The 20,678-nt window shown below is 56.2% G+C and carries 16 protein-coding genes and 1 riboswitch; of the genes, 8 read left to right on the top strand and 8 right to left on the bottom strand.

Annotation, left to right across the window (positions count from 1 at the left end):
* Positions 1-68 precede the first annotated feature (68 nt).
* Positions 69-284 (bottom strand): 30S ribosomal protein S21, encoded by a 216-nt coding sequence (rpsU, locus tag NR114_RS12300; protein WP_001144069.1) that lies wholly within the window; start codon positions 282-284, stop codon positions 69-71.
* Between the two features lie 327 nt (positions 285-611).
* Here rpsU and tsaD point away from each other — a divergent pair, with 327 nt between their 5' ends.
* Complete coding sequence (tsaD, locus tag NR114_RS12295; protein WP_020828723.1) at positions 612-1,625, top strand: tRNA (adenosine(37)-N6)-threonylcarbamoyltransferase complex transferase subunit TsaD; 1,014 nt, start codon at positions 612-614, stop codon at positions 1,623-1,625.
* 62 nt (positions 1,626-1,687) lie between these two features.
* Here tsaD and NR114_RS12290 read toward each other — a convergent pair whose 3' ends face one another.
* From NR114_RS12290 to plsY, 4 genes are all read right to left on the bottom strand, one after another.
* Complete coding sequence (locus NR114_RS12290) at positions 1,688-3,430, bottom strand: ABC transporter ATP-binding protein (protein ID WP_234529769.1); 1,743 nt, start codon at positions 3,428-3,430, stop codon at positions 1,688-1,690.
* Positions 3,424-5,220 (bottom strand): ABC transporter ATP-binding protein, encoded by a 1,797-nt coding sequence (locus tag NR114_RS12285; protein ID WP_234529767.1) that lies wholly within the window; start codon positions 5,218-5,220, stop codon positions 3,424-3,426. The genes NR114_RS12290 and NR114_RS12285 overlap by 7 nt, the downstream gene beginning before the upstream one ends.
* Positions 5,221-5,361: 141 nt before the next feature.
* Entirely contained in the window at positions 5,362-7,557 is a 2,196-nt protein-coding gene (fhuA, locus tag NR114_RS12280) for a ferrichrome porin FhuA (RefSeq protein ID WP_256814111.1), read from the bottom strand.
* A gap of 251 nt (positions 7,558-7,808) precedes the next feature.
* Positions 7,809-8,447: a glycerol-3-phosphate 1-O-acyltransferase PlsY gene (gene plsY, locus NR114_RS12275; protein ID WP_234529762.1), complete on the bottom strand. Its 639-nt coding sequence runs from the start codon at positions 8,445-8,447 to the stop codon at positions 7,809-7,811.
* 107 nt (positions 8,448-8,554) lie between these two features.
* On the opposite strand from plsY, the gene folB reads away from it, so the two are divergent.
* Together folB and bacA are read left to right on the top strand one after the other, a co-directional pair.
* Positions 8,555-8,914, top strand: coding sequence for a bifunctional dihydroneopterin aldolase/7,8-dihydroneopterin epimerase (gene folB / locus NR114_RS12270; protein ID WP_020828718.1), 360 nt, complete (start codon positions 8,555-8,557; stop codon positions 8,912-8,914).
* A gap of 131 nt (positions 8,915-9,045) precedes the next feature.
* Complete coding sequence (gene bacA / locus NR114_RS12265) at positions 9,046-9,870, top strand: undecaprenyl-diphosphate phosphatase (RefSeq protein ID WP_020828717.1); 825 nt, start codon at positions 9,046-9,048, stop codon at positions 9,868-9,870.
* A 39-nt stretch (positions 9,871-9,909) separates the two neighbouring features.
* Here bacA and NR114_RS12260 read toward each other — a convergent pair whose 3' ends face one another.
* Positions 9,910-11,154: a multifunctional CCA addition/repair protein gene (locus tag NR114_RS12260; protein ID WP_256814110.1), complete on the bottom strand. Its 1,245-nt coding sequence runs from the start codon at positions 11,152-11,154 to the stop codon at positions 9,910-9,912.
* A 123-nt stretch (positions 11,155-11,277) separates the two neighbouring features.
* Positions 11,278-11,898: a TIGR04211 family SH3 domain-containing protein gene (locus NR114_RS12255; protein ID WP_020828715.1), complete on the bottom strand. Its 621-nt coding sequence runs from the start codon at positions 11,896-11,898 to the stop codon at positions 11,278-11,280.
* A 280-nt stretch (positions 11,899-12,178) separates the two neighbouring features.
* Here NR114_RS12255 and NR114_RS12250 point away from each other — a divergent pair, with 280 nt between their 5' ends.
* The 4 genes from NR114_RS12250 (at position 12,179) to yjeH (ending at position 19,258) form a co-directional block, all read left to right on the top strand.
* Entirely contained in the window at positions 12,179-13,486 is a 1,308-nt protein-coding gene (locus NR114_RS12250; protein ID WP_048759828.1) for an inorganic triphosphatase, read from the top strand.
* Positions 13,487-13,531: 45 nt separating this feature from the next.
* Positions 13,532-16,369, top strand: coding sequence for a bifunctional [glutamate--ammonia ligase]-adenylyl-L-tyrosine phosphorylase/[glutamate--ammonia-ligase] adenylyltransferase (glnE, locus tag NR114_RS12245; RefSeq protein WP_234529760.1), 2,838 nt, complete (start codon positions 13,532-13,534; stop codon positions 16,367-16,369).
* A 93-nt stretch (positions 16,370-16,462) separates the two neighbouring features.
* Positions 16,463-17,893, top strand: coding sequence for a bifunctional D-glycero-beta-D-manno-heptose-7-phosphate kinase/D-glycero-beta-D-manno-heptose 1-phosphate adenylyltransferase HldE (gene hldE, locus NR114_RS12240; RefSeq protein WP_020828712.1), 1,431 nt, complete (start codon positions 16,463-16,465; stop codon positions 17,891-17,893).
* Between the two features lie 111 nt (positions 17,894-18,004).
* Positions 18,005-19,258, top strand: a complete 1,254-nt coding sequence (yjeH, locus tag NR114_RS12235; protein ID WP_048759993.1) for an L-methionine/branched-chain amino acid transporter — start codon at positions 18,005-18,007, stop codon at positions 19,256-19,258.
* Positions 19,259-19,286: 28 nt separating this feature from the next.
* Here the strand turns inward: yjeH and ubiK are convergent, their stop codons facing one another.
* Positions 19,287-19,568, bottom strand: a complete 282-nt coding sequence (gene ubiK, locus NR114_RS12230) for a ubiquinone biosynthesis accessory factor UbiK (protein ID WP_048759826.1) — start codon at positions 19,566-19,568, stop codon at positions 19,287-19,289.
* Positions 19,569-19,713: 145 nt separating this feature from the next.
* A riboswitch (FMN riboswitch) is annotated at positions 19,714-19,875 on the top strand.
* Between the two features lie 110 nt (positions 19,876-19,985).
* On the opposite strand from ubiK, the gene ribB reads away from it, so the two are divergent.
* Entirely contained in the window at positions 19,986-20,639 is a 654-nt protein-coding gene (gene ribB, locus NR114_RS12225; RefSeq protein ID WP_020828709.1) for a 3,4-dihydroxy-2-butanone-4-phosphate synthase, read from the top strand.
* The last annotated feature ends 39 nt before the right edge of the window (positions 20,640-20,678 follow it).

Raw genomic sequence — 20,678 nt, 5'->3', positions numbered from 1 at the left:
TATGCAACTACTCGGTCTGCGCGATTTTTAAAATCAGAAATTCACGCGGCGGGGTTGCCCCCGAAGAATTAATACAGACGAGTGCGGCGTGCGTTTTCGCGAGCCAGTTTCTTCGCGTGACGTTTCACAGCAGAAGCTTTAGCGCGCTTACGTTCGGTAGTCGGTTTTTCATAGAACTCACGACGACGAACTTCAGCCAGAACGCCCGCTTTTTCGCAAGAGCGTTTGAAACGACGCAGAGCAACGTCAAATGGCTCGTTTTCACGTACTTTAATTACAGGCATGTGCCTCTCACCTCAATAAAATTCGGTTTGCTGCTGGCCAAGCGCCAGCAATTTCAAAATGGTGCGGAATTTTACTTCAACGGATGCTGCTTTGTAAAGCACCACAGCAAATTGAAACCTGCGGCCACCCTGGTAAAACATGCGCAATTTTGCATCGGGCGCTGATTATAGACTAATCAGAAAAAAATGCTCGTTTTTAATCAAATCGGCATTTGTGGCTGTAATCATCAACATAGCCCAATAATGGTGACAAGCGTGCGCCACGCTGGCGGTAAACAGGCTCGATTGTGCTAAACTGGCGACCGCACGTGAATGATGGGAAATGTAATGCGAGTACTGGGCATAGAAACCTCCTGCGATGAAACCGGAATTGCAGTGTATGACGATCAGGCCGGTTTATTAGCCAACCAATTGTACAGCCAGGTGAAACTGCATGCCGACTACGGCGGCGTGGTGCCGGAGCTGGCCTCCCGCGATCACGTGCGCAAAACCGTGCCGTTGATTCAGGCGGCATTGAAGGAAGCGAACCTGACCGCGGCGGATATCGACGGCGTTGCCTACACCGCCGGGCCGGGCCTGGTGGGGGCGCTGCTGGTCGGAGCCACCATTGGCCGCGCACTGGCGTTTGCCTGGAATGTGCCGGCGGTGCCTGTGCATCATATGGAAGGCCACCTGCTGGCGCCGATGCTGGAAGATAACCCGCCGGCGTTTCCGTTTGTCGCGCTGCTGGTGTCTGGCGGGCATACGCAGCTGATCAGCGTGACCGGTATCGGCGAATATGAACTGCTGGGCGAATCGGTCGACGATGCGGCCGGGGAAGCTTTCGACAAAACCGCCAAGCTGCTTGGGCTGGACTACCCTGGCGGGCCGATGCTGTCGAAGATGGCGCAACAGGGCACGGCGGGGCGTTTCACCTTCCCACGCCCGATGACCGACCGGCCAGGGCTGGATTTCAGCTTCTCCGGGCTGAAGACCTTTGCCGCCAATACCATTCGCTCCAACGGCAATGACGATCAGACGCGTGCTGACATAGCCCGGGCGTTTGAAGATGCAGTGGTGGATACGCTGGCGATCAAATGCAAACGCGCGCTGGAACAAACCGGCTTTAAGCGCCTGGTGATGGCCGGTGGCGTCAGCGCCAACCGTACGCTGCGAACCAAGCTGGCAGAAATGATGCATAAGCGCGGCGGTGAAGTGTTTTACGCCCGACCGGAGTTCTGCACCGATAACGGCGCGATGATCGCTTACGCAGGCATGGTGCGGCTGAAAAGCGGCGCTAATCCGGAGCTGAGCGTTTCGGTACGGCCGCGCTGGCCATTGGCTGAGCTGCCTGCCGTCTAATTGGCCTGGACATTGCCATAGCCAAACAAAAGGCTCCCAGTGGGAGCCTTTTCAGTTTTCAGTCAGGCAATACGCCAACCTTTGGTTCTGTGCCGCTGAGTCAGGAAATGCGCGTAGCGTCCCCCCAGGGCTTCAAGCTGGGCATGGGTGCCGCGTTCAGCAATTTCGCCGTCTTGCAGTACCAGAATTTGATCGGCCATCGCTACCGTCGACAGCTGGTGCGCAATGACAATCAACGTCTTCTTGCCGCGCAGCCGTGCCAGGGTGTCGGCAATGATCGCTTGATTCTCGGGATCCAGTGCCGCAGTCGCTTCATCAACCAGCAGAACAGGGGCGTCTTTAATCAGCGCGCGGGCGATAGAAATACGCTGGCGCTCGCCGCCGGAAAGCCGTGCGCCGCCTTCCCCTACCGGGGTGTCCAGCCCCTGGGGCAGCCGTTCGATGATTTCCGCTGCCCCGGCTTGTTCGATGGCCATCAACACTTCCTCATCGCTGGCCGTCGGCTTACCCAGACGGATGTTTTCGCCAATGCTGCCTTGGAACAGGTAGGTATTTTGGAAAATCTGGCTGATCTGATCCGTCAATTGTTCGTTAGGGATCTGGCGTACGTCGGCTCCGCCAATCATCACTGCCCCGCCGGTGACGTCAAAGAAACGCGCAATCAAACGAACCAGGCTGGTTTTACCCGAGCCGGATGCGCCAACGAGTGCGGTCATGGTGCCGGGTTCAACCTTAAAGCTGACCCCGCGCAGTACGGCAGCCTGTTCTGAAGAATAGCTGAACGAAACATCGCGCAGCTCCAGCGAGCCGTCATGTGGCCGTTGTGCCTGTTGAGGTTCGGGCAAGGGGGTAATGGCTAAAATTTCGCTGACGGCATTTAACTGGCCGCGGGCGTTTCGCAGGGCTTCGCCATAACTGGCAACGTCCAGCAACGGGTCGATAAAGCGGCTAACCAGCATCAGGGCGATCACCGTCCCCACGGCGCTACCGATAGCCGGCAGGTTCCCCTGAGAATGGCTCAGCAGCGTGGCTCCGGTGACCAAGAGGGTGGCAAACACCAGTTGCACTACCCAGGAGTTGAGCACCACAGAGGCCGTGGAGATATAAATAAGCCGTTTGCCTGACTGATACTGCCGATCGATGGCCTGCTCAAGGAAGCGGGTCCCGCCGCCTTCGCCATTGAAGGCGCGCAGTACGGACTGTGCCTGAGCAAACTCCACCATACGTTGGCTGGTGTGGGCGGATGCCTGATGGAAGGCTTCGTCAGCCTGGGTACCGAGCCGCGCTGAGAGCAGGAAAATACCGGCAATCAGGGGGAGGGCCGCCAGCGCCAGCAGCCCCATTTGCCACTGCAGGGTGCAGAGCGCTATCACCAGCACCAGCGGCGTGACGACACCGCTGACGATCGGTGTAAAAAGGTGCGCCGGGAGTTGCGCCACATCCATCATCCCCTGAGAAACCACATGACTGAGTCGCGCCGTATTATCAGGAGTGAACCAGCCGATAGGCAAGGTAGCCACATGGTCGCCAATGCGTTGACGGGCGGTCAGTAACAGCGATGAACCTACGTTCATGCCGGCGAAATCGACGCGCCTGCGCAGCAGCCAGCTCAAAAGTACGCCGGCGAAAAGCGCTATCAGCCAACCGGCCGCCGTGTAGACTTCACCTTGCAGCAGATAGCCGACTATAGGCACCAAGGTGGTGACCGTCAGGCCGCAACACACACTGTAAAGCGCGGCCATGCCGATATAACGACGGAATATGGGAGCATCGTTGCCGAGCAACTGCATAAATGTTTTTAACATGGTTGATCCGCCTGTTTCGTCATGTTTTCGTAACCCCCCGCAGCCCAGAGGCGAGCATAGCGGCCTTGGCCAGCCAACAACTCAGCATGGTTGCCTTGTTCGCGGATCGTGCCGTCCTCAAGCACAACGATATGATCGGCGTGCATGATGGTATCTAACCGATGGGCAATCACCAGTAACGTGCGATTTTTGGCAAAGTTGGAAAGGGCTTCCTGAATCAGGTATTCGTTCTCCGCATCAGCGGCGGCGGTGGCTTCATCCAGTACCAAAATCGGTGGGTTCAACAGCACGGCGCGCGCAATGCTTACGCGCTGCTGTTCACCCCCGGAGAGTTTTGCATCCTCCCCGACTACCGAGTCGTAGCCCCGTGGCAAGCTCAGGATATGATCGTGAATATTGGCTGCCATGGCGGCGGCTTCGATTTCTTGCATGCTGGCATTGGGGCGACCCAACGCAATGTTTTCTCGCAGGCTGGCGTGGATCAGCTTCACTTCCTGCAACACGAAACCAATGTGTTGATAAAGCTGGGTCGAGCTCATTTCGCGCAGATCGACGCCGCCAAGCGTGATGCGCCCCTGCGTCGGATCGAAGAAGCGCAACAGCAAGCGCGCCAGGGTGGATTTGCCCGCGCCTGATGGGCCGACGATGGCGGTTACGCTGCCGGGTTTCAGGCTGAGGTTGATGTCTGCCAGCACGTGACTGTCACTATTGTAGGAATAACCGGTTTGTTCGAAACGGATCTCCGCGTCTTTCAGCATTGGCTGCACTTCCGGCTGCGTGAGGATCGGCGTGTCCAGCAGCGATTGTATGCGTTCCGCCGCCCCTGTGGCATTACGCAGGCCGTGGGTAATAAAGCCCATTAGCAGCAGCGGGGCGGAAATACCCGGTGCGACCAGGGCGAACGGCAAGACGTTAAGCGGTTCAAGCCAGCCCAGTGCCACAAACAAGGTACCGAAAACCAACACCACCCCCAATACGGTCACCGGAGCAACGATGGCATTCGCCAGCGCGATGGTCTTGATCACCGGGCTCATGGTACGGGTGAATACCTGGGTAAAGGAGGCGATCGCTTTACGGTAGCTGCTGTGCGCTTTGCCGCCGCCGCTGAAGGTCTTGATCACCGGGATGCCGTTAACGAATTCGGCTACGGCATTATTGATACGGCCTAACCCCTTAACAAACTCGCCCATATGGGGCGCTCCGGCTTTCTGAGCCCTGCCGAAAATGAAGAAGAACAGGAAGAAAGGAATGATCGAGACGATCGCCATCCGCCAGTCCATGACGAACATGTAGATAACCGAGATCAGCATCGCGCCGATTGTGCGTCCCAGCGTGGTGAAAAAGTGGGCGGTGAGATCGTGCAGAGTGCCAATATCGTCCTGCATCGCCTGTTTCACTTCGCCTGAGGCACGGTCGCTAAACCACCCCAAGGGCACCTGTGCCAGACGCCGGGCCGCCGTAATGCGCAGGCCATGGGTAATGCGGTTATCGGCCAGGTGTGCGAGCACTTCGGCTAGGGTGACAATGATTAAGCCGACAAACAGGCTGACCAGGCAGACGACGACGCTGTCGCCAATCCCACCCGCCGCCAGCAACGGAGTAGCGGCTCCTGTTTGTTCCTGATGACCCAAAACAATGACGGCAATATGGGCAATGCCCGCCAACGGCACCAGCGTGAATATTGTGCCGATAGCTGCCAGTACCCCGGCGACAATAAGGCTCCCACGTATAGGCCGCAGCAGTCGCCCGATAGGACCAGGCTTACCGGCCCCCGTTTGATGACTACTCATAATAACTCCCCTGAGGAATATCAATAAGGATTCTTGGCCAAGATTGGCCAAGAAATAGAGTGGCGAAAATCAAACGCCATAATTAAAGCACGACATGTAACTCAATATAATTTCGAAAGAATAGGGCTGTAATATTTGCTATTACCAATGCAAGGTTAATGTGGTGAGGATTTGCCGTTCCGCACCCCATGAACAGGTATTGTTGGTAAAGCAAGAGGAAACATAGTGCTTATCAAAAAGATTATTTACGTTTAAAGCAATTTCTGCGTTTTCCAGTCCGGGGATATCATCTAGTTGATATTTTATGGCGGTATCAAAAACCGTATAGCTCGGGACTTTGAAATTATTCCCATCGTCACCCGGGGTGCTTGACACATAACGTGCACCACCGCCGAGGCTCAGCCCATTTAGCCAGCCTTGATTAAAGGTGTAATCGGTCCACAAATTAGCCATATGTTTAGGCACCATGGCTGGAGTATGACCATTATTACCGGAGTTATCGCGGAACTCAGCATGGGTATAGGTATAGCTTGCGATTAAATTAAGGTTATAGGTGAGTGCGGCCTTACCTTCAATTTCAATCCCGCGAGAGCGGATTTTGCCTTCCTGCACATTGTAATAAGGGTTAAGGGCATCACGGCGTAAATTATTGTCTTTGGTCAGTTGGAATGCGGCGATAGAGGCAGAAACCGGTGCGTTATCAGGGATGAATTTAATCCCTGCTTCATATTGCTTTCCTCGGGAAGGTTTGAAAGCCTGGCCTGATAAACTGTTGCCGCTATTGGGTTCAAATGACTCGCTATAGCTCACGTAAGGTGCGATGCCGTTATTGAAAATATAGTTAACGCCGCCACGCCAGGTGAATTCATTATCCGTGATGCTGGATGAAGATTCCGCGCCCGTCATATTACTGCTTTCATGGGTTTTTACGACGCTGTGGTCAAAGCGGCCGCCCAGCGTGAATACCCAGTTCTGCCATTCGGCCTGATCCTGCAGATAAGTGCCTAACTGGTGGTTTTTGTTAATCGTATGGGTGTCGCCAAAATAAAGCACATCATGGTTGCCATACTGCGGGTTCACCAGATTGAGCGGCGCGGCAGAGCCCATCTTGTTTTGCAGATCGTTGCGCAGCTGCGAATAGTCGATCCCCATCAACAGGGTGTGGCGCCAACTGCCGGCGTTCAATTTCCCTTCCAGCCGGGTATCCGTGGTTAACCCATTCAATCTCTCGTCGCTGACCATGGTTGCGCGGGACAAGGTGGTGCCGTATTGCTGGGGTGCCACTCCCATGCAGGTCATTGGGTTGCACAGGCCGTTGCCATAGATGCTGCGCCAGTTGACCTTGGTATGCTGATAGCGGACGGCCTGATGGAAGGACCAGGTATCGTTGAAGGCATGATCAAGCTGATAGCCCACCGTGCGCTGCTGGCGTTCGAAACGGTTATAGCTGGGCTCGCCCTCGTTAAACGAAGGAGACAATTTGCCGAATTCGCCGGAAGTCAAAGTTCCTTCGCTCGGCAGCCAGCCGTAATAACCGGTGCGTGGTTCGTTTTGCAAAGACAGCTGAAACAACAGCGAGGTTTTATCCGACGGCTGCCAAAGCAAAGAAGGCGCAATGGCATAGCGTTTTTCGCGCTCCCCTTTTTGCTGGCTGTGCGCTTCGTAATAATTACCGGTTAAGCGGTAAGCCAATGCTTCTTCATCATCAAGAGCGTCGCTGAAATCGAATTGGGTTTTCCATTCGTGATGGTTGCCGGCCTGCAGCTGTAATTCATGCAATGGCTGCTTTTGTGGACGCTTGCTGACGCTCGAAATAACGCCGCCGGGGTTACTTTTGCCATACAGCACCGAGGCAGGACCGCGCAAAACTTCTACCCGGTGTAAAAAATACGGATCCACTTTGCTGTCGGCATACATATCCCCTTGTAATTTCAAACCGTCCAAATAGATATTCTGGCTGACGTTATTGAATCCCCGGATCATGACGCTATCAAATATGCTCGAACTGCCGCTGTTGCCTGTCATTACACCCGGCGTATAGTTGAGCGCATTTTTTATGGTGGCGGGGCGTTTGGTTTGTAATTCTTCTTGCGTAATAACGGAAATAGACTGGGGAGTTTTGATTAATGGGGTGCTGGTTTTTGTTGCCGTAACGCTTTGTTTGGCGGCATAGGTTCCATTGGATCCTATGGCTTTTTCTGCCGTATTTCCCTCGCCGTAAACGGTAATGACACTTTCGTTTTCCCCTGCGGCATAAGCCAATGAACTGGTACATATTCCTGCCAGCAGCATAAAAAGGTTAGGCTGTTTTATTATCAGGCGCCGAATAGTCTTCATAGGCATTTTATTGATGATCCATCTTTAGGGAATGACAATATTTAATTGTCGCTAATGATAATCATTAGCGATGGGGCCATTTGGCAATTCATGCGATTTTGAAAGCGGGATATTATTACTGCAGAGGCGTTACTCTGGCGGGAAAACGCAATATATTCACGACGATAGAGTGATAACTCAAAAAACCGGGCACCGTGGGGAACAGAAACCGGGTTAATTCGGGGCAGGCTGACCTGCCCTGGCGTTATGAGTTACTCTTCTTTTTTGGGTTCCTGCTCAACCGCTTCAGGCTTTTTCTTGCGGAATTTGCCCCAAATTTTTCCCTCCTGCCCACGCCAAAGACGCTGAATGTTGTCGTGGTGCCGCATCAGGATCAGGCATGACAGCATGGCTACTGGGAAGGTGAACTGCGGTTTGAACCACCAAACGTAGAAGGGGGCAATAAGCGCGCTGACAATCGCGCCCAGCGAAGAGTAACCGCTGAGCAACACGGTCAGCAACCAGGTACCGGTCATCAGACCGGTCAGATCCCAGCCTATCGGTGCTATGGCACCAAATGCCGTTGCCACGCCCTTGCCGCCACGGAAATGGAAGAACACCGGATAGATGTGCCCAACGCAGGCGGCAATTGCCGTCAGCCCCAGGTACAGCGGCGGGACATTAAGCTTGTATGCCAGCCAGACGGGCAGCATTCCTTTGAGAATATCGAAAACCAGCACCGCCGCCGCCGCCAGGCGACCGCCGATGCGCAGGACGTTGGTAGCCCCTGGATTCCCTGAGCCATGTTCACGCGGATCGGGCAGCCTGGCGATCCGACAAACCAGGATCGCACTGGAAATTGAGCCACACAGATACGCGAAGATAATCATGCCAAGCGCGGTAGCACTCATAACGCGGTTCCGTTTAATAAGGGTCGTTTTACTCGCAACATAAAGGGATAATACGCATATTCCGCTGGAAGTGGTATCCGGCAAGGCCAAAAACAGAGAATGACGTGATGGATATCGTATTTATAGAAGAACTTACCGTAATCACCACCATTGGCGTTTATGATTGGGAACAAAACATTCGCCAGAAGCTGGTGTTCGATATCGAAATGGGTTGGGACAACCGCCAGGCGGCCGCCAGCGACGACGTGAACGACTGTCTGAGCTATGCCGATATCAGTGAAGCCATCATCCAGCACGTGGAGCCAAATCGCTTTGCGTTGGTAGAGCGTGTGGCAGAGGAAATATCTGAAATATTGCTCCAGCGCTTCAAATCCCCCTGGGTCCGTATTAAGGTCAGCAAACCGGGGGCCGTTGCACATGCCAGCCGGGTTGGGGTGATTATTGAGCGTGGTACCCGTCCGGTGTGATGTTCTGTCATACAGGTGCAACTAAAGACCGTTAGTCTGGTCTGAACCTGAGAATTGTTTTAGCGGCAATGTATTGAGCACTGCCGCTTTTTTATGTTTATAGCCGTAAATTTATGGGGTGATCGAAGCACATGGCGGACATGCATTCACTGTTTATTGCGTTTGTTCTTGGGGTGGTTGAAGGGTTAACTGAATTTTTGCCGGTATCTTCTACCGGGCACATGATCATCGTTGGCGAGTGGCTGGGTTTTACCGGCGATAAGGCCAAAACCTTTGAAGTGATCATTCAGTTGGGGTCGATTCTGGCGGTGGTGGTGATGTTCTGGCGCCGTCTGTTCGGGCTGATCGGCATTCATTTCGGCGGTAAGCCGGTTGAGCACGAAGGCAAAACGGCGGGCCGGTTGAAACTGGGCCATATCCTGCTGGCGATGATCCCCGCGGTGGTGCTGGGGCTGTTGTTCCATGATTTCATCAAATCGCTGTTCGCGCCGAAAAACGTGATGTATGCGTTGGTGGTCGGCGGTTTCCTGTTGCTGGCGGCGGAATGGCTGAAGCCGAAAAAACCGAGCGCTGAAGGGCTGGATGACATCACCTATCGCCAGGCGTTTATGATTGGTTGCTTCCAGTGTCTGGCGCTGTGGCCGGGCTTTTCCCGTTCAGGTTCGACCATTGCCGGCGGTATGCTGGTGGGCGTTAACCGTTATGCGGCCTCCGAGTTCTCCTTCATTCTGGCGGTGCCGATGATGATCGGTGCCAGCGGGCTGGACTTGTACAAGAGCCTGCACTTCCTGACGATGGGCGATTTACCGATGTTCGCCGTCGGTTTTGCTACCGCTTTCGTCGTAGCGCTGATCGCGATAAAAACCTTCCTGTCGCTGATCAAACGCATTTCGTTTGTGCCGTTCGCCATCTATCGTTTTATCGTTGCCGCCGTGGTTTACATGGTCTTCATGTAAGCGACACGTCAATAAAAAACCCCGCGCTGCGGGGTTTTTTTATGCCTGGTCTTTCAGGATATCCTGGGTTTGTTTCCAGTCGGCCAACGCCTGTTGACGACGCCGTTTGAGCTCATCGCGGATCGCCAGCCCTTGCAGGCCGCTGGCCACCACTTCTTTTACCGAGACGGCATTCGCCACCTGAAACGCCTGGCGCAGATAGTCACCCTGCGGGTAGGGATTGTTTTCAAATCCTGTACGTCCGCGAGCATCGGCTTCGCTGGTGAGGATCATCTGCTCCAACCGCTGAGGCTTGCGCCAGACATCGACCGCATCAAACAGTTTCAACAGGGTCTCCGGGCGCAGTTTGTTAACGATGTGGATCAGGTCGTGATACTCGGCCACCAGTTTGGCCAGGTCGCGTACCGGGTTGGGCACGCGCAACCGCTGACACAAGGCGTCTACCAGCACGACACCGGCAGGCCCATGGCCGTGGTGGTGAGGCCAAAGCTCTTTTGGCGTCTGCCCTTTACCCAAATCATGGCACAGCGCCGAAAAGCGTACGTCGACCTCGGGGCTGAGTTGGGCGGCGATAGCCAGCGTCATCAGCGTGTGAATGCCGGTATCGATCTCCGGGTGCCATTTGGCGGGGGCCGGTACGCCGAATAAAGCATCGATCTCCGGGAACAGTACGCTGAGCGCCTCGCAGTCGCGCAGCACCTGGAAATAGACCTGCGGGCTTTGGCTCTGCAGCGCCTTCTCGGTTTCTTTCCAGACCCGTTCCGGGGTCAGCGCCGCCAGTTCGCCGCTGTTCGCCATCTGACGCATCAACTCCGCGGTTTCCGGGGCGACGGTAAAACCCAGATGAGCGAAGCGGGCGGCAAAGCGCGCCACGCGCAGCACGCGCAACGGATCTTCACCAAAAGCTTCAGATACATGGCGTAACACTCGCGCTTGCAGGTCGGCCACGCCGTTGAAAGGGTCGATTAACTCCCCGTCGGCGCTGCGGGCGATGGCGTTGATGGTCAGATCCCGGCGCTGCAGATCCTGCTCCAACGTCACGTCCGGCGCGGCGTAACAGGTAAAACCGGTATAGCCCTGGCCGGATTTCCGCTCGGTGCGCGCCAGCGCATATTCTTCATGGGTCTTGGGATTTAGAAACACCGGGAAGTCTTTACCGACCTGTTGATATCCCAGCGCGATCAGCTCTGACGGTGCGGCGCCCACCACCACCCAGTCGCGGTCGAATACCGGTATCTCAAGCAGGCTGTCGCGGACGGCGCCGCCGACCAGGTAAGTCTTCACTGTTAACTCCTGAATTTATCTTAAGGCTCTGCTGACCAGATTACCTCAATTAGCCGGGCGGTGCCGCAGCCAATAAAAAGGGCGCCCCGCAGGCGCCCGATCTCAAACAGAAGGAGACTGAAATCAGTTCATCCAACGGTTGTTGCTTTTGCGCCGCGGGATCAGGTGTGGCAGCAACAAGCCAAGCAGCAGGCCTACGCCGGCTACGCCACCGCCGTACATGAACCACTGCAGGATAATGGTACGCTGTTTGTCGTCGAGCTGCAGATTAACCGCGTTAACCTTTTTCTGTGCGACCACCAGCTGATTTTTCAGATCCTGGTTTTCCTGCTGCAGACCGCTGATGGTGCTGTCGCTGCCGGCCACTTTCTGCTGCATTTCTGCCGTGCGCTGGTTCCAGCTGTTGTCGATGTTGGCCAGCTTGTCGGTCAGGGTTTTTACCTGTTGCTCGAGCGCCGGCACTTGGGTGCGCAGGCTTGGCGTCTGGCTCAGCTGATTGAGTGGGATCCAGGTCGTGCGGCCTTTCGCATCGCGGATCTGGCCATAGTTGGTGCTGTCATTTACGCTCAACAGGGTGACTTCTTCACCGGCGTTCAGGGTACCGACGATACGGTACTGATTACCCGGGCCGCTATGGACGTAAGTATTCAATTCATCGGAGATATAGCGTTTATCTTCGGCATGGGCGCCCCAAGTGATGCTGAAGCTCAGCACGGCAAGGCAAATTAGGCGTAATTTCTGCATTAGTTCATCGTTTCTGTGTGAATTTATGGGAACGATAGTAGAGCGTTCAGTCTGACGACGCAACGCAAAAACCGGAATGAGAACTATCTTACTGTGGCAGATTCTGTGAGTTGCGCAGTGTTTTATAACGTAACAGGTTTTTTCTGCAGTTAGCAGGGTTAAGGTGCAGGGAATCGCGGTAAGATAACGGCAACTGTGCGTCATCGGGCAGAGCGCGGCAGGCGAGGCCCGCCGCCGTGAAGGCTGACGCGAATGCGTAACTTATTGGTGTAAAAGACTTATGACCGTTGAAATAGAACTGAAATTTATTGCTACCCCGGATGCGGTTGCCGCTTTGCCGCAGCAGTTGGCTGCCTGGCCTCATCAGCATTCCGCGCCGCAAAAACTGACCAATATCTACTTCGAAACCGCCGATAATTTCCTGCGCAGTCAGGATATGGGGCTGCGTATCCGCGGCTTCGACGACAGTTATGAAATGACCATCAAAACCGCCGGTAAGGTGGTGGCGGGTTTGCATCAGCGCCCGGAATATAATGTGGCTATCACTACGCCGGAGCTGGCGTTGGAACGGTTCCCGGCGGATATCTGGCCGCAAGGCTGTGATGTCGACGCGCTGCAGCAGGCGTTGCAGCCCCTGTTCCGCACCGACTTCGTGCGTGAGAAGTGGGTGGTCACTTACGGTAAGAGCGAGATTGAGGTTGGGCTTGACCAGGGCGAGGTCAGCGCTGGTGAGCTGAGTGAAGCGCTGTGCGAGATTGAGCTGGAGCTTAAAACGGGTAATACCGACGATCTGCTGGCGCTGGCCAACGAATTGGCGATGCACGGTGGCCTGCGTCAGGGCAACCTGAGCAAAGCGGCGCGCGGCTATCATCTGGCGCAGGGCAATGCTCCGCGTGAGCGCCGCCCGCTGGCGGTATTGAAGCCTGCGGCCAAATCCAGCGTAGAGCAGGGTATGGTTGCCAGCTTCGAACTGGGCCTGAGCCACTGGCAGTATCACGAAGAGCTGTGGCTGCGCGGTGATACCCAGGCCCGTCGCTCGGTTATGGAGGCGATTGCGCTGATCCGTCAGGCACTGGTGATCTTCGGTGGTCTGGTACCACGCAAAGCCAGCGCCGATCTGCGCGCCCGCCTGACCGCACTGGAGCCGCTGTTGATTGATAAGAGCACTCAACCGCAGGTGTTGTGTTACAGCGCAGAATACCTGCAGTGTAAGTTAGCGCTCACATCATGGTTGGTGACCGGCGCCTGGAAACCCTTTATCGACGCCAAGGCGCAAACCAAGCTCGACGGTTCATTCAAACGTTTCAGTGACATTATGCTGGGGCGCAGCGCGGCCGAGTTGAAAGAGGCCTTCACGCGCACGTTGAACGAGGATGAATACGAGGAACAGTTGCCGCGCCTGACCCGTCAGGTGTCGGCATTTATCCTGCTGTCCGGTGCTTATCCCGATGACGAAACCGGTCCTTATATCGAAAGCTGGCGCGAACTGCAGCAGGCGCTGGCCGAACGTCGTCAAGGCTGGTACGAATCCAGCCGCAAGCAGGCCTTATCGCATGCGCCATTCTGGTTAAACGGCGCGCTCCGCTAATAAAGCTGGCCTGCGAGGCGCAGGCCGCAGAACGGATCCTTCACTATGTTGCCACTCTCGAGCAGGTTACAGGTTCAGGCACAGAGCATCGTGCAGCGTTTTCAGGAAACTCAGGGCGCGGACTGCGTGCTCAGCAGCCAGGAACAGCGGGTTTTGGCGTCGAGCGATTTTGTCTGCGACATGTTGCTCAGTCAGCCGCAATGGCTGGAGACGTTGCGCAAACAGCCACCGGTCGCGGACGAGTGGCAACATTACGCCGCCTGGTTGCAAGACACGCTGGAAGATGTGCGCGACGAAGCGCAACTGATGCGCGCGTTACGTCTGTTCCGCCGCGAGACGCTGGTGAGGATCGCCTGGGCGCAGGCGCAGAATCTGTGCAGCACGCAAGAGACGCTGTTGCAGCTGAGCGGGCTGGCGGAAACGCTGATCGTCAGCGCTCGCGACTGGCTGTATCAAACCTGCTGCCGTGAGTGGGGCACCCCGTGCAACGCCCAGGGCGTACCCCAGCCGTTGCTGATCCTCGGCATGGGGAAACTGGGCGGCGGCGAGCTGAACTTCTCGTCCGATATAGACCTGATTTTTGCCTACCCGGAAAACGGTCAGACCCAGGGAGGACGGCGCGAGTTGGATAACGCGCAGTTCTTTACCCGTCTGGGGCAGCGGCTGATCAAGGCGCTGGATCAGCAAACCATCGACGGCTTTGTTTATCGTGTGGATATGCGGCTGCGGCCCTTCGGCGACAGTGGTCCGCTGGTCATGAGCTTCGCCGCCCTGGAGGACTATTACCAGGAGCAGGGGCGCGACTGGGAACGTTACGCGATGGTGAAAGCGCGGCTGATGGGCGGTTCGGAAGACGCCTACAGTGAAGAGTTGCGCAAAACCCTGCGGCCGTTCGTTTTCCGTCGCTATATCGATTTCAGCGTGATCCAGTCGCTGCGCAATATGAAAGGCATGATTGCCCGCGAAGTGCGGCGGCGTGGGCTGAAAGACAACATCAAGCTGGGTGCCGGCGGCATCCGCGAAATTGAATTTATCACTCAGGTATTCCAATTGATCCGCGGCGGGCGAGAGCCGGCTCTGCAGGGGCGATCGCTGCTGCCCACGCTGCAGGCGGTGGGGGAACTGGGGTTGCTGGAGCCGCAGCAGGTACAGGTGATGAGCGCCAGCTACTTGTTCCTGCGCCGGCTGGAAAACCTGCTGCAGGCCATTGCCGACCAACAAACGCAGACGCTGCCACAAGATGAGCTCGATCAGGCCCGTTTGGCCTGGGGCATGGGGTTCGACGACTGGTCGACGCTGCTCGCGGCGCTGGACGAGCATATGCAGGCGGTCAGAGCGGTATTTAACGACCTGATTGGCGACGATAGCCCCGATGTGGGCGAAGATCCCGATTATCAGCACTACCACAGCCTGTGGCAGGATGCACTGGAAGAACACGAACTGGCGCCGTTGACGCCACATCTGGATGAAGAAGCGCGCAGGCAGATGTTGCGTACCATCGCCGAGTTTCGTCACGACGTCGACAAACGCACTATCGGCCCGCGCGGTCGCGATGTGCTTGATCAATTGATGCCGCGTTTGCTGGCGGAAGTGTGTCCGCGTCAGGATGCGCCGACGGCGCTGCTGCGGTTGACCCAGCTGCTGTTGAGCATCGTAACGCGTACCACCTACCTTGAGCTGCTGGTGGAATACCACGCGGCGCTCAGCCATCTGATTCGCCTGTGCGCCGCTTCGCCGATGGTCGCCAACCAACTGTCGCGCTATCCGCTGTTGCTGGACGAACTGCTGGATCCGGCGACGTTGTATCAGCCGGTAGCCCCGGACGCTTACCGCAGCGAACTGCGCCAGTACCTGTTGCGGGTACCGGAAGATGACGAAGAGCAGAAACTTGAGGCATTGCGTCAATTCAAACAGGCGCAGCAGTTACGCATCGCAGCCGGGGATATTTCCGGCGCGCTGCCGGTGATGAAAGTGAGCGATCACCTCACCTACCTGGCCGAGGCCATTATCGATACGGTGGTGCAGCAAGCATGGAACGACATGGTTGCTCGCTATGGTCAACCGACCCATTTGCAGGAACGGGAAGGGCGCGGTTTTGCCGTGATTGGCTACGGAAAACTGGGCGGTTGGGAGCTAGGCTACAGTTCCGATCTTGATCTGGTGTTTATTCTGGATTGTCCACCGGACGTGATGACCGACGGCGATCGCTGCATCGACGGCCGTCAGTTTTATCTGCGTTTGGCGCAGCGCGTCATGCACCTGTTCAGTACCCGCACCTCCTCCGGCATTTTGTACGAGGTGGACGCTCGCCTGCGGCCTTCGGGCGCAGCAGGCATGTTGGTCAGCACGGTTGAAGCCTTTGCCGATTATCAGCAGAACGAGGCCTGGACCTGGGAGCACCAGGCACTGGTGCGGGCGCGTATCGTCCATGGCGATCCGGCGCTGCATCAGCAGTTTGACGCGATCCGCCGTGAGATCTTGTGCAAACCACGCGACGGCGAAACGCTGCGGCTGGAGGTACGCGAGATGCGCGAGAAAATGCGCAATCACCTCGGTAACAAGCAGCGTGAACTCTTTGATATCAAAGCCGACGAGGGCGGTATCACCGATATCGAATTTATTGCCCAGTATCTGGTCTTAAGCTATGCAAGCACCGAGCCCCGTCTGACGCGTTGGTCTGATAACGTACGCATTTTCGAGTTGATGGCCAATTACGGCATCATGCCGGAAGAAGAGGCGCAGGCGCTCACTCAGGCCTACGTCACCATGCGCGATGAAATTCACCACCTGGCGTTGCAGGAGCATTCCGGCAAGGTCGCCAAGGGGCAATTTGCCGCCGAGCGAGAACAGGTTCGCACCAGTTGGGCGAAGTGGCTGGGTTAGGCATGCCGGTTGCGCAATACGTTTTGCAGCTATTACAGACGTCTGTGGTAATATCTGCGCCACTAAAATTTTGTACTTTTTTGGAGTTATCGGATGAAAGTTACACTGCCTGATTTTCGCCGCGCCGGGGTATTGGTGGTGGGTGACGTCATGTTGGATCGCTATTGGTATGGGCCGACCAGCCGTATTTCACCGGAAGCGCCGGTGCCGGTGGTCAAGGTTGAAACCATTGAAGAGCGTCCCGGCGGTGCAGCAAACGTGGCGATGAATATCGCTTCGCTGGGTGCCAACTCACGCCTGGTGGGCTTGACCGGTATTGATGACGCGGCGCGTGCACTGAGCGCCAAGCTGAACGAAGTGAACGTGCGCTGTGATTTCGTTTCGGTACCGACGCATCCGACCATCACCAAGCTGCGCGTGCTGTCACGCAACCAGCAACTGATCCGTCTCGACTTCGAAGAAGGGTTCTCCAACGTCGATTCGCAACCCATGCTGGAACGCATCCAGCAGGCGCTGCCGCAAATTGGTGCGCTGGTGCTGTCTGACTACGCCAAAGGCGCGCTGAGCCAGGTACAGAGCATGATCCAACTGGCGCGGGCCGCCAAGGTGCCGGTGCTGATCGATCCAAAGGGTTCCGATTTTGAGCGTTATCGCGGCGCGACGCTGCTGACGCCAAACCTGTCTGAATTCGAAGCGGTCGTAGGGCACTGCAAAGACGAAGCCGAGCTGGTCGAACGCGGCATGAAGCTGGTGGCGGACTTTGAGCTCTCCGCGCTGCTGGTCACCCGTTCCGAACACGGCATGACGTTGCTGCAATTGGGCGTTCCGCCACTGCACCTGCCAACCCAGGCGCAGGAAGTGTTTGACGTTACCGGCGCCGGCGATACCGTGATTGGCGTGCTGGCCGCCGCGTTGGCTGCCGGTAACACCTTGGAAGAGTCCTGTTTCCTGGCCAATGCCGCTGCCGGCGTGGTGGTGGGCAAACTGGGGACCTCTACCGTTTCCCCGATCGAGCTGGAAAACGCGGTGCGTGGCCGTGCCGAAACCGGCTTTGGCGTCATGACCGAAGCCCAGCTGAAAACCGCCGTGGCGCAAGCACGTCAGCGCGGTGAAAAAGTGGTGATGACCAACGGCATTTTCGACATTCTGCATGCCGGTCACGTTTCCTATCTGGCGAATGCCCGCAAACTGGGCGACCGCCTGATTGTGGCGGTCAACAGCGACGCTTCCACCAAGCGCCTGAAAGGCGAGACCCGTCCGGTCAACGCGCTGGAAAACCGCATGATCGTATTGGGTGCCTTGGAAGCGGTGGATTGGGTTGTGGCATTCGAAGAAGACACGCCGCAACGCCTGATCGCCGATATCCTGCCGGATCTGCTGGTGAAAGGCGGCGACTACAAACCTGAAGATATTGCCGGCAGCGCCGAGGTTTGGGCCAACGGCGGCGACGTCAAGGTGCTGAACTTTGAAGACGGCCTGTCGACCACCAATATTATCAAGGCAATCAAAGACGGGCGTGGCTAACAGACTCTTTTTAGCCTAAATAATTCGAGTGGTATCAAGGCGGTAATCGGGTGAGTAAAAGCAGCCGACGCGGATACAACTTGAAGTATGGCGGATAAAACGGCGGTGGCAGTGAGTGGACTGAAGCAGGAATTGAGTTTGGCGCAGGGCGTTGGGCTATTGTCCACTTCATTGCTGGGAACGGGGGTGTTCGCCGTTCCTGCGCTGGCGGCTCAGGTGGCGCAGGGCGATAGCCTTTGGGCCTGGCCGGTATTGATTGCGCTGGTGTTCCCGATTGCCATCGCTTTTGCTGCTCTGGGCCGGCATTTCCCCAGCGCCGGTGGTGCTGCGCATTTTGTTGGTCTGGCTTTTGGCCCGCGTATGGCAAAAGTGACCGGCTGGCTGTTTTTGTCGGTGATCCCGGTGGGCCTGCCTGCGGCATTACAGATAGCCGCCGGTTTTTGGCAGGCCGCGTTCGGCTGGAACGCCAATGGCCTGCTGCTGGTGCAAATAGCCACGCTGATGGTGATTTGGCTGCTGGGCACGCGCAGCGCCGGTTCCAGCGCCAATATTCAAACGCTGATCGCCATGCTGGTGGTGGCGCTGGTCGCCGCAATTTGGTGGCGTGGCGGCATCTCTCCTGCTCAAATCCCCTGGCCAGCACTCGACGAAATATCTCCCCCTAATTTGTTCCACGCGTTGGCGGTGATGTTCTGGTGCTTTGTCGGTTTGGAAGCCTTTGCGCATCTGGCAACCGAGTTCCGCAACCCTGAGCGCGATTTCCCGCGTGCCCTGCTGTTTGGCCTGCTGATCGCCGGGGCGGTGTACTGGGGTTGTACCGTGGCGGTGTTGCACTTTCACGCATACAGTGAACATCAGGCGGCGGCCGCGTCGTTGCCGGGTATCGTGGTGCAACTGTTTGGGCAACATGCGTTGTGGGTAGCCTGCGTCATAGGTTATCTGGCTTGCTTTGCCAGCGTGAATATCTATACCCAAAGCTTCGCCCGGCTGGTGTGGTCGCAGGCGCAGGATCGGCCAGCCAGCGCGTTGGCTAAACTGTCCGCCGGACAGGCACCGGTCAATGCATTAAGCGCGGTGGTGGGCTGTTGCCTGCTGTTTACCCTGCTGATTTATACGCTGAAACTGCCGTTGGATATGCTGTTGGTGTATGCCAATGGCATCTTTGTGCTGATCTACCTGCTGTGTATGCTGGCGGGCTGTCGAATTTTGCACGGACGTTCGCGGTTAATGGCGGCGGTAGGGCTGGGGCTGTGTTTGCTGCTGATGGTCATTATCGGCTGGAAAAGCCTGTATGCGCTGGGGATGTTCGCGTTGATTTGGCTGGTGTTGCCACGCAGGCCGAAGGCTGCGCTAAAACGGCAGTAAGGGCGCGATGCCGCGCCCTTAGCGGTAACTATTCTGCGTCTGGCTGTTGTGCGGCGGCTGGTGCTGCGTTCAGCTTGCTTTCCAACTCGTTCATGCGCTGTTCCAGCAACGCCAGCTTTTCACGGGTGCGCAGTAGCACCTGTGTCTGTACGTCGAACTCTTCGCGGTTGACCAAATCCAGACGGGTAAGCTGCGACTGCAGCACCTGACGGATTTTCTTCTCAACGTCTTCCCCGAATTCACGTACGCCTTTAGGCATGGATTCATGCACCTGGCGTGCGATCTGTTCAATTTTTTTCGGGTCAATCATGGCGTATCCCTTTCAGAGTTTAATAGCTGTCGTCTAGTGTAATGCGAGTTGCCCGCCGGATAAACTAATAACCGCATTCCCTGTGATTGGCCGAATTGTGCTTTTGCCAATTGCCCTGATTAATCATTAGCGTTATAGTCGAGAAGCTTATTCTCAGGGCGGGGTGCAAGTCCCCACCGGCGGTAAATCACCTTCTACGGTGAAAGCCCGCGAGCGCTCAGCCAGTCTCTTGCAGTTTGGTTAGAGGTCAGCAGATCCGGTGTAATTCCGGGGCCGACGGTTATAGTCCGGATGGGAGAGAGTAACGGTATCTGCCGGGCTTGCGCCCGCTTGCGTTATTTTTTTAGCTATTGCTAGCTACTCCTCAAGATCGCCCTGGTTCTGGTAATCCATAATTTTTTAATGAGGTTTTTTACCATGAATCAGACCCTACTTTCAGATTTCGGCACGCCGGTAGAACGCGTAGAGCGAGCTATTGAAGCATTGCGCAATGGCCGCGGTGTAATGGTGCTCGATGATGAAAATCGTGAAAACGAAGGTGATATGATCTTCGCCGCAGAAACCATGACCGTTGAGCAGATGGCACTGACCATTCGCCACGGCAGCGGTATTGTGTGTCTGTGTCTCACCGAAGAACGTCGTCAGCAGCTCGAACTGCCGATGATGGTGACCAACAACTCCAGCCAGTTCCAGACGGCCTTCACCGTGACTATCGAAGCGGCGCAGGGCGTGACCACCGGCGTGTCTGCATCCGATCGCCTGACCACTATCCGTGCGGCCGTGGCCGATAACGCCAAGCCAAGCGATCTAAATCGTCCTGGGCACGTTTTCCCGCTGCGCGCGCAGCCAGGTGGTGTGCTGAGCCGTCGTGGTCACACTGAAGCGACTATCGATCTGGTCTCTATGGCCGGTTTCAAACCTGCCGGTGTGCTGTGTGAACTGACTAACGACGATGGCAGCATGGCGCATGCGCCGGAAGTGATCGTGTTTGCCAAACAGCATGATATGACCGTATTGACCATCGAAGATCTGGTGGCTTACCGTCAGGCTCACGAAAAGAAAGCCAGCTGATAACGAACTGACCTTCTGACGATGAAAAAAGCCGCGTAA

Source organism: Serratia sp. Ser99, assembly GCF_024519545.1.
GTDB lineage: Bacteria > Pseudomonadota > Gammaproteobacteria > Enterobacterales > Enterobacteriaceae > Serratia > Serratia liquefaciens.
The sequence above is the reverse complement of the archived record's forward strand: the minus strand, read 5'-3'. Positions and strand labels throughout refer to the sequence as shown.

Bases quoted from the DNA above. Each gene is read 5' to 3' on its own strand.
- bacA (WP_020828717.1), top strand. From the start codon at position 9,046: ATGGCGGACATGCATTCACTGTTTATTGCGTTTGTTCTTGGGGTGGTT.
- folB (WP_020828718.1), top strand. From the start codon at position 8,555: ATGGATATCGTATTTATAGAAGAACTTACCGTAATCACCACCATTGGC.
- ribB (WP_020828709.1), top strand. From the start codon at position 19,986: ATGAATCAGACCCTACTTTCAGATTTCGGCACGCCGGTAGAACGCGTA.
- NR114_RS12250 (WP_048759828.1), top strand. From the start codon at position 12,179: ATGACCGTTGAAATAGAACTGAAATTTATTGCTACCCCGGATGCGGTT.
- fhuA (WP_256814111.1), bottom strand. From the start codon at position 7,557: ATGAAGACTATTCGGCGCCTGATAATAAAACAGCCTAACCTTTTTATG.
- rpsU (WP_001144069.1), bottom strand. From the start codon at position 284: ATGCCTGTAATTAAAGTACGTGAAAACGAGCCATTTGACGTTGCTCTG.
- tsaD (WP_020828723.1), top strand. From the start codon at position 612: ATGCGAGTACTGGGCATAGAAACCTCCTGCGATGAAACCGGAATTGCA.
- hldE (WP_020828712.1), top strand. From the start codon at position 16,463: ATGAAAGTTACACTGCCTGATTTTCGCCGCGCCGGGGTATTGGTGGTG.
- NR114_RS12285 (WP_234529767.1), bottom strand. From the start codon at position 5,220: ATGAGTAGTCATCAAACGGGGGCCGGTAAGCCTGGTCCTATCGGGCGA.
- ubiK (WP_048759826.1), bottom strand. From the start codon at position 19,568: ATGATTGACCCGAAAAAAATTGAACAGATCGCACGCCAGGTGCATGAA.
- NR114_RS12255 (WP_020828715.1), bottom strand. From the start codon at position 11,898: ATGCAGAAATTACGCCTAATTTGCCTTGCCGTGCTGAGCTTCAGCATC.
- NR114_RS12290 (WP_234529769.1), bottom strand. From the start codon at position 3,430: ATGTTAAAAACATTTATGCAGTTGCTCGGCAACGATGCTCCCATATTC.
- glnE (WP_234529760.1), top strand. From the start codon at position 13,532: ATGTTGCCACTCTCGAGCAGGTTACAGGTTCAGGCACAGAGCATCGTG.
- plsY (WP_234529762.1), bottom strand. From the start codon at position 8,447: ATGAGTGCTACCGCGCTTGGCATGATTATCTTCGCGTATCTGTGTGGC.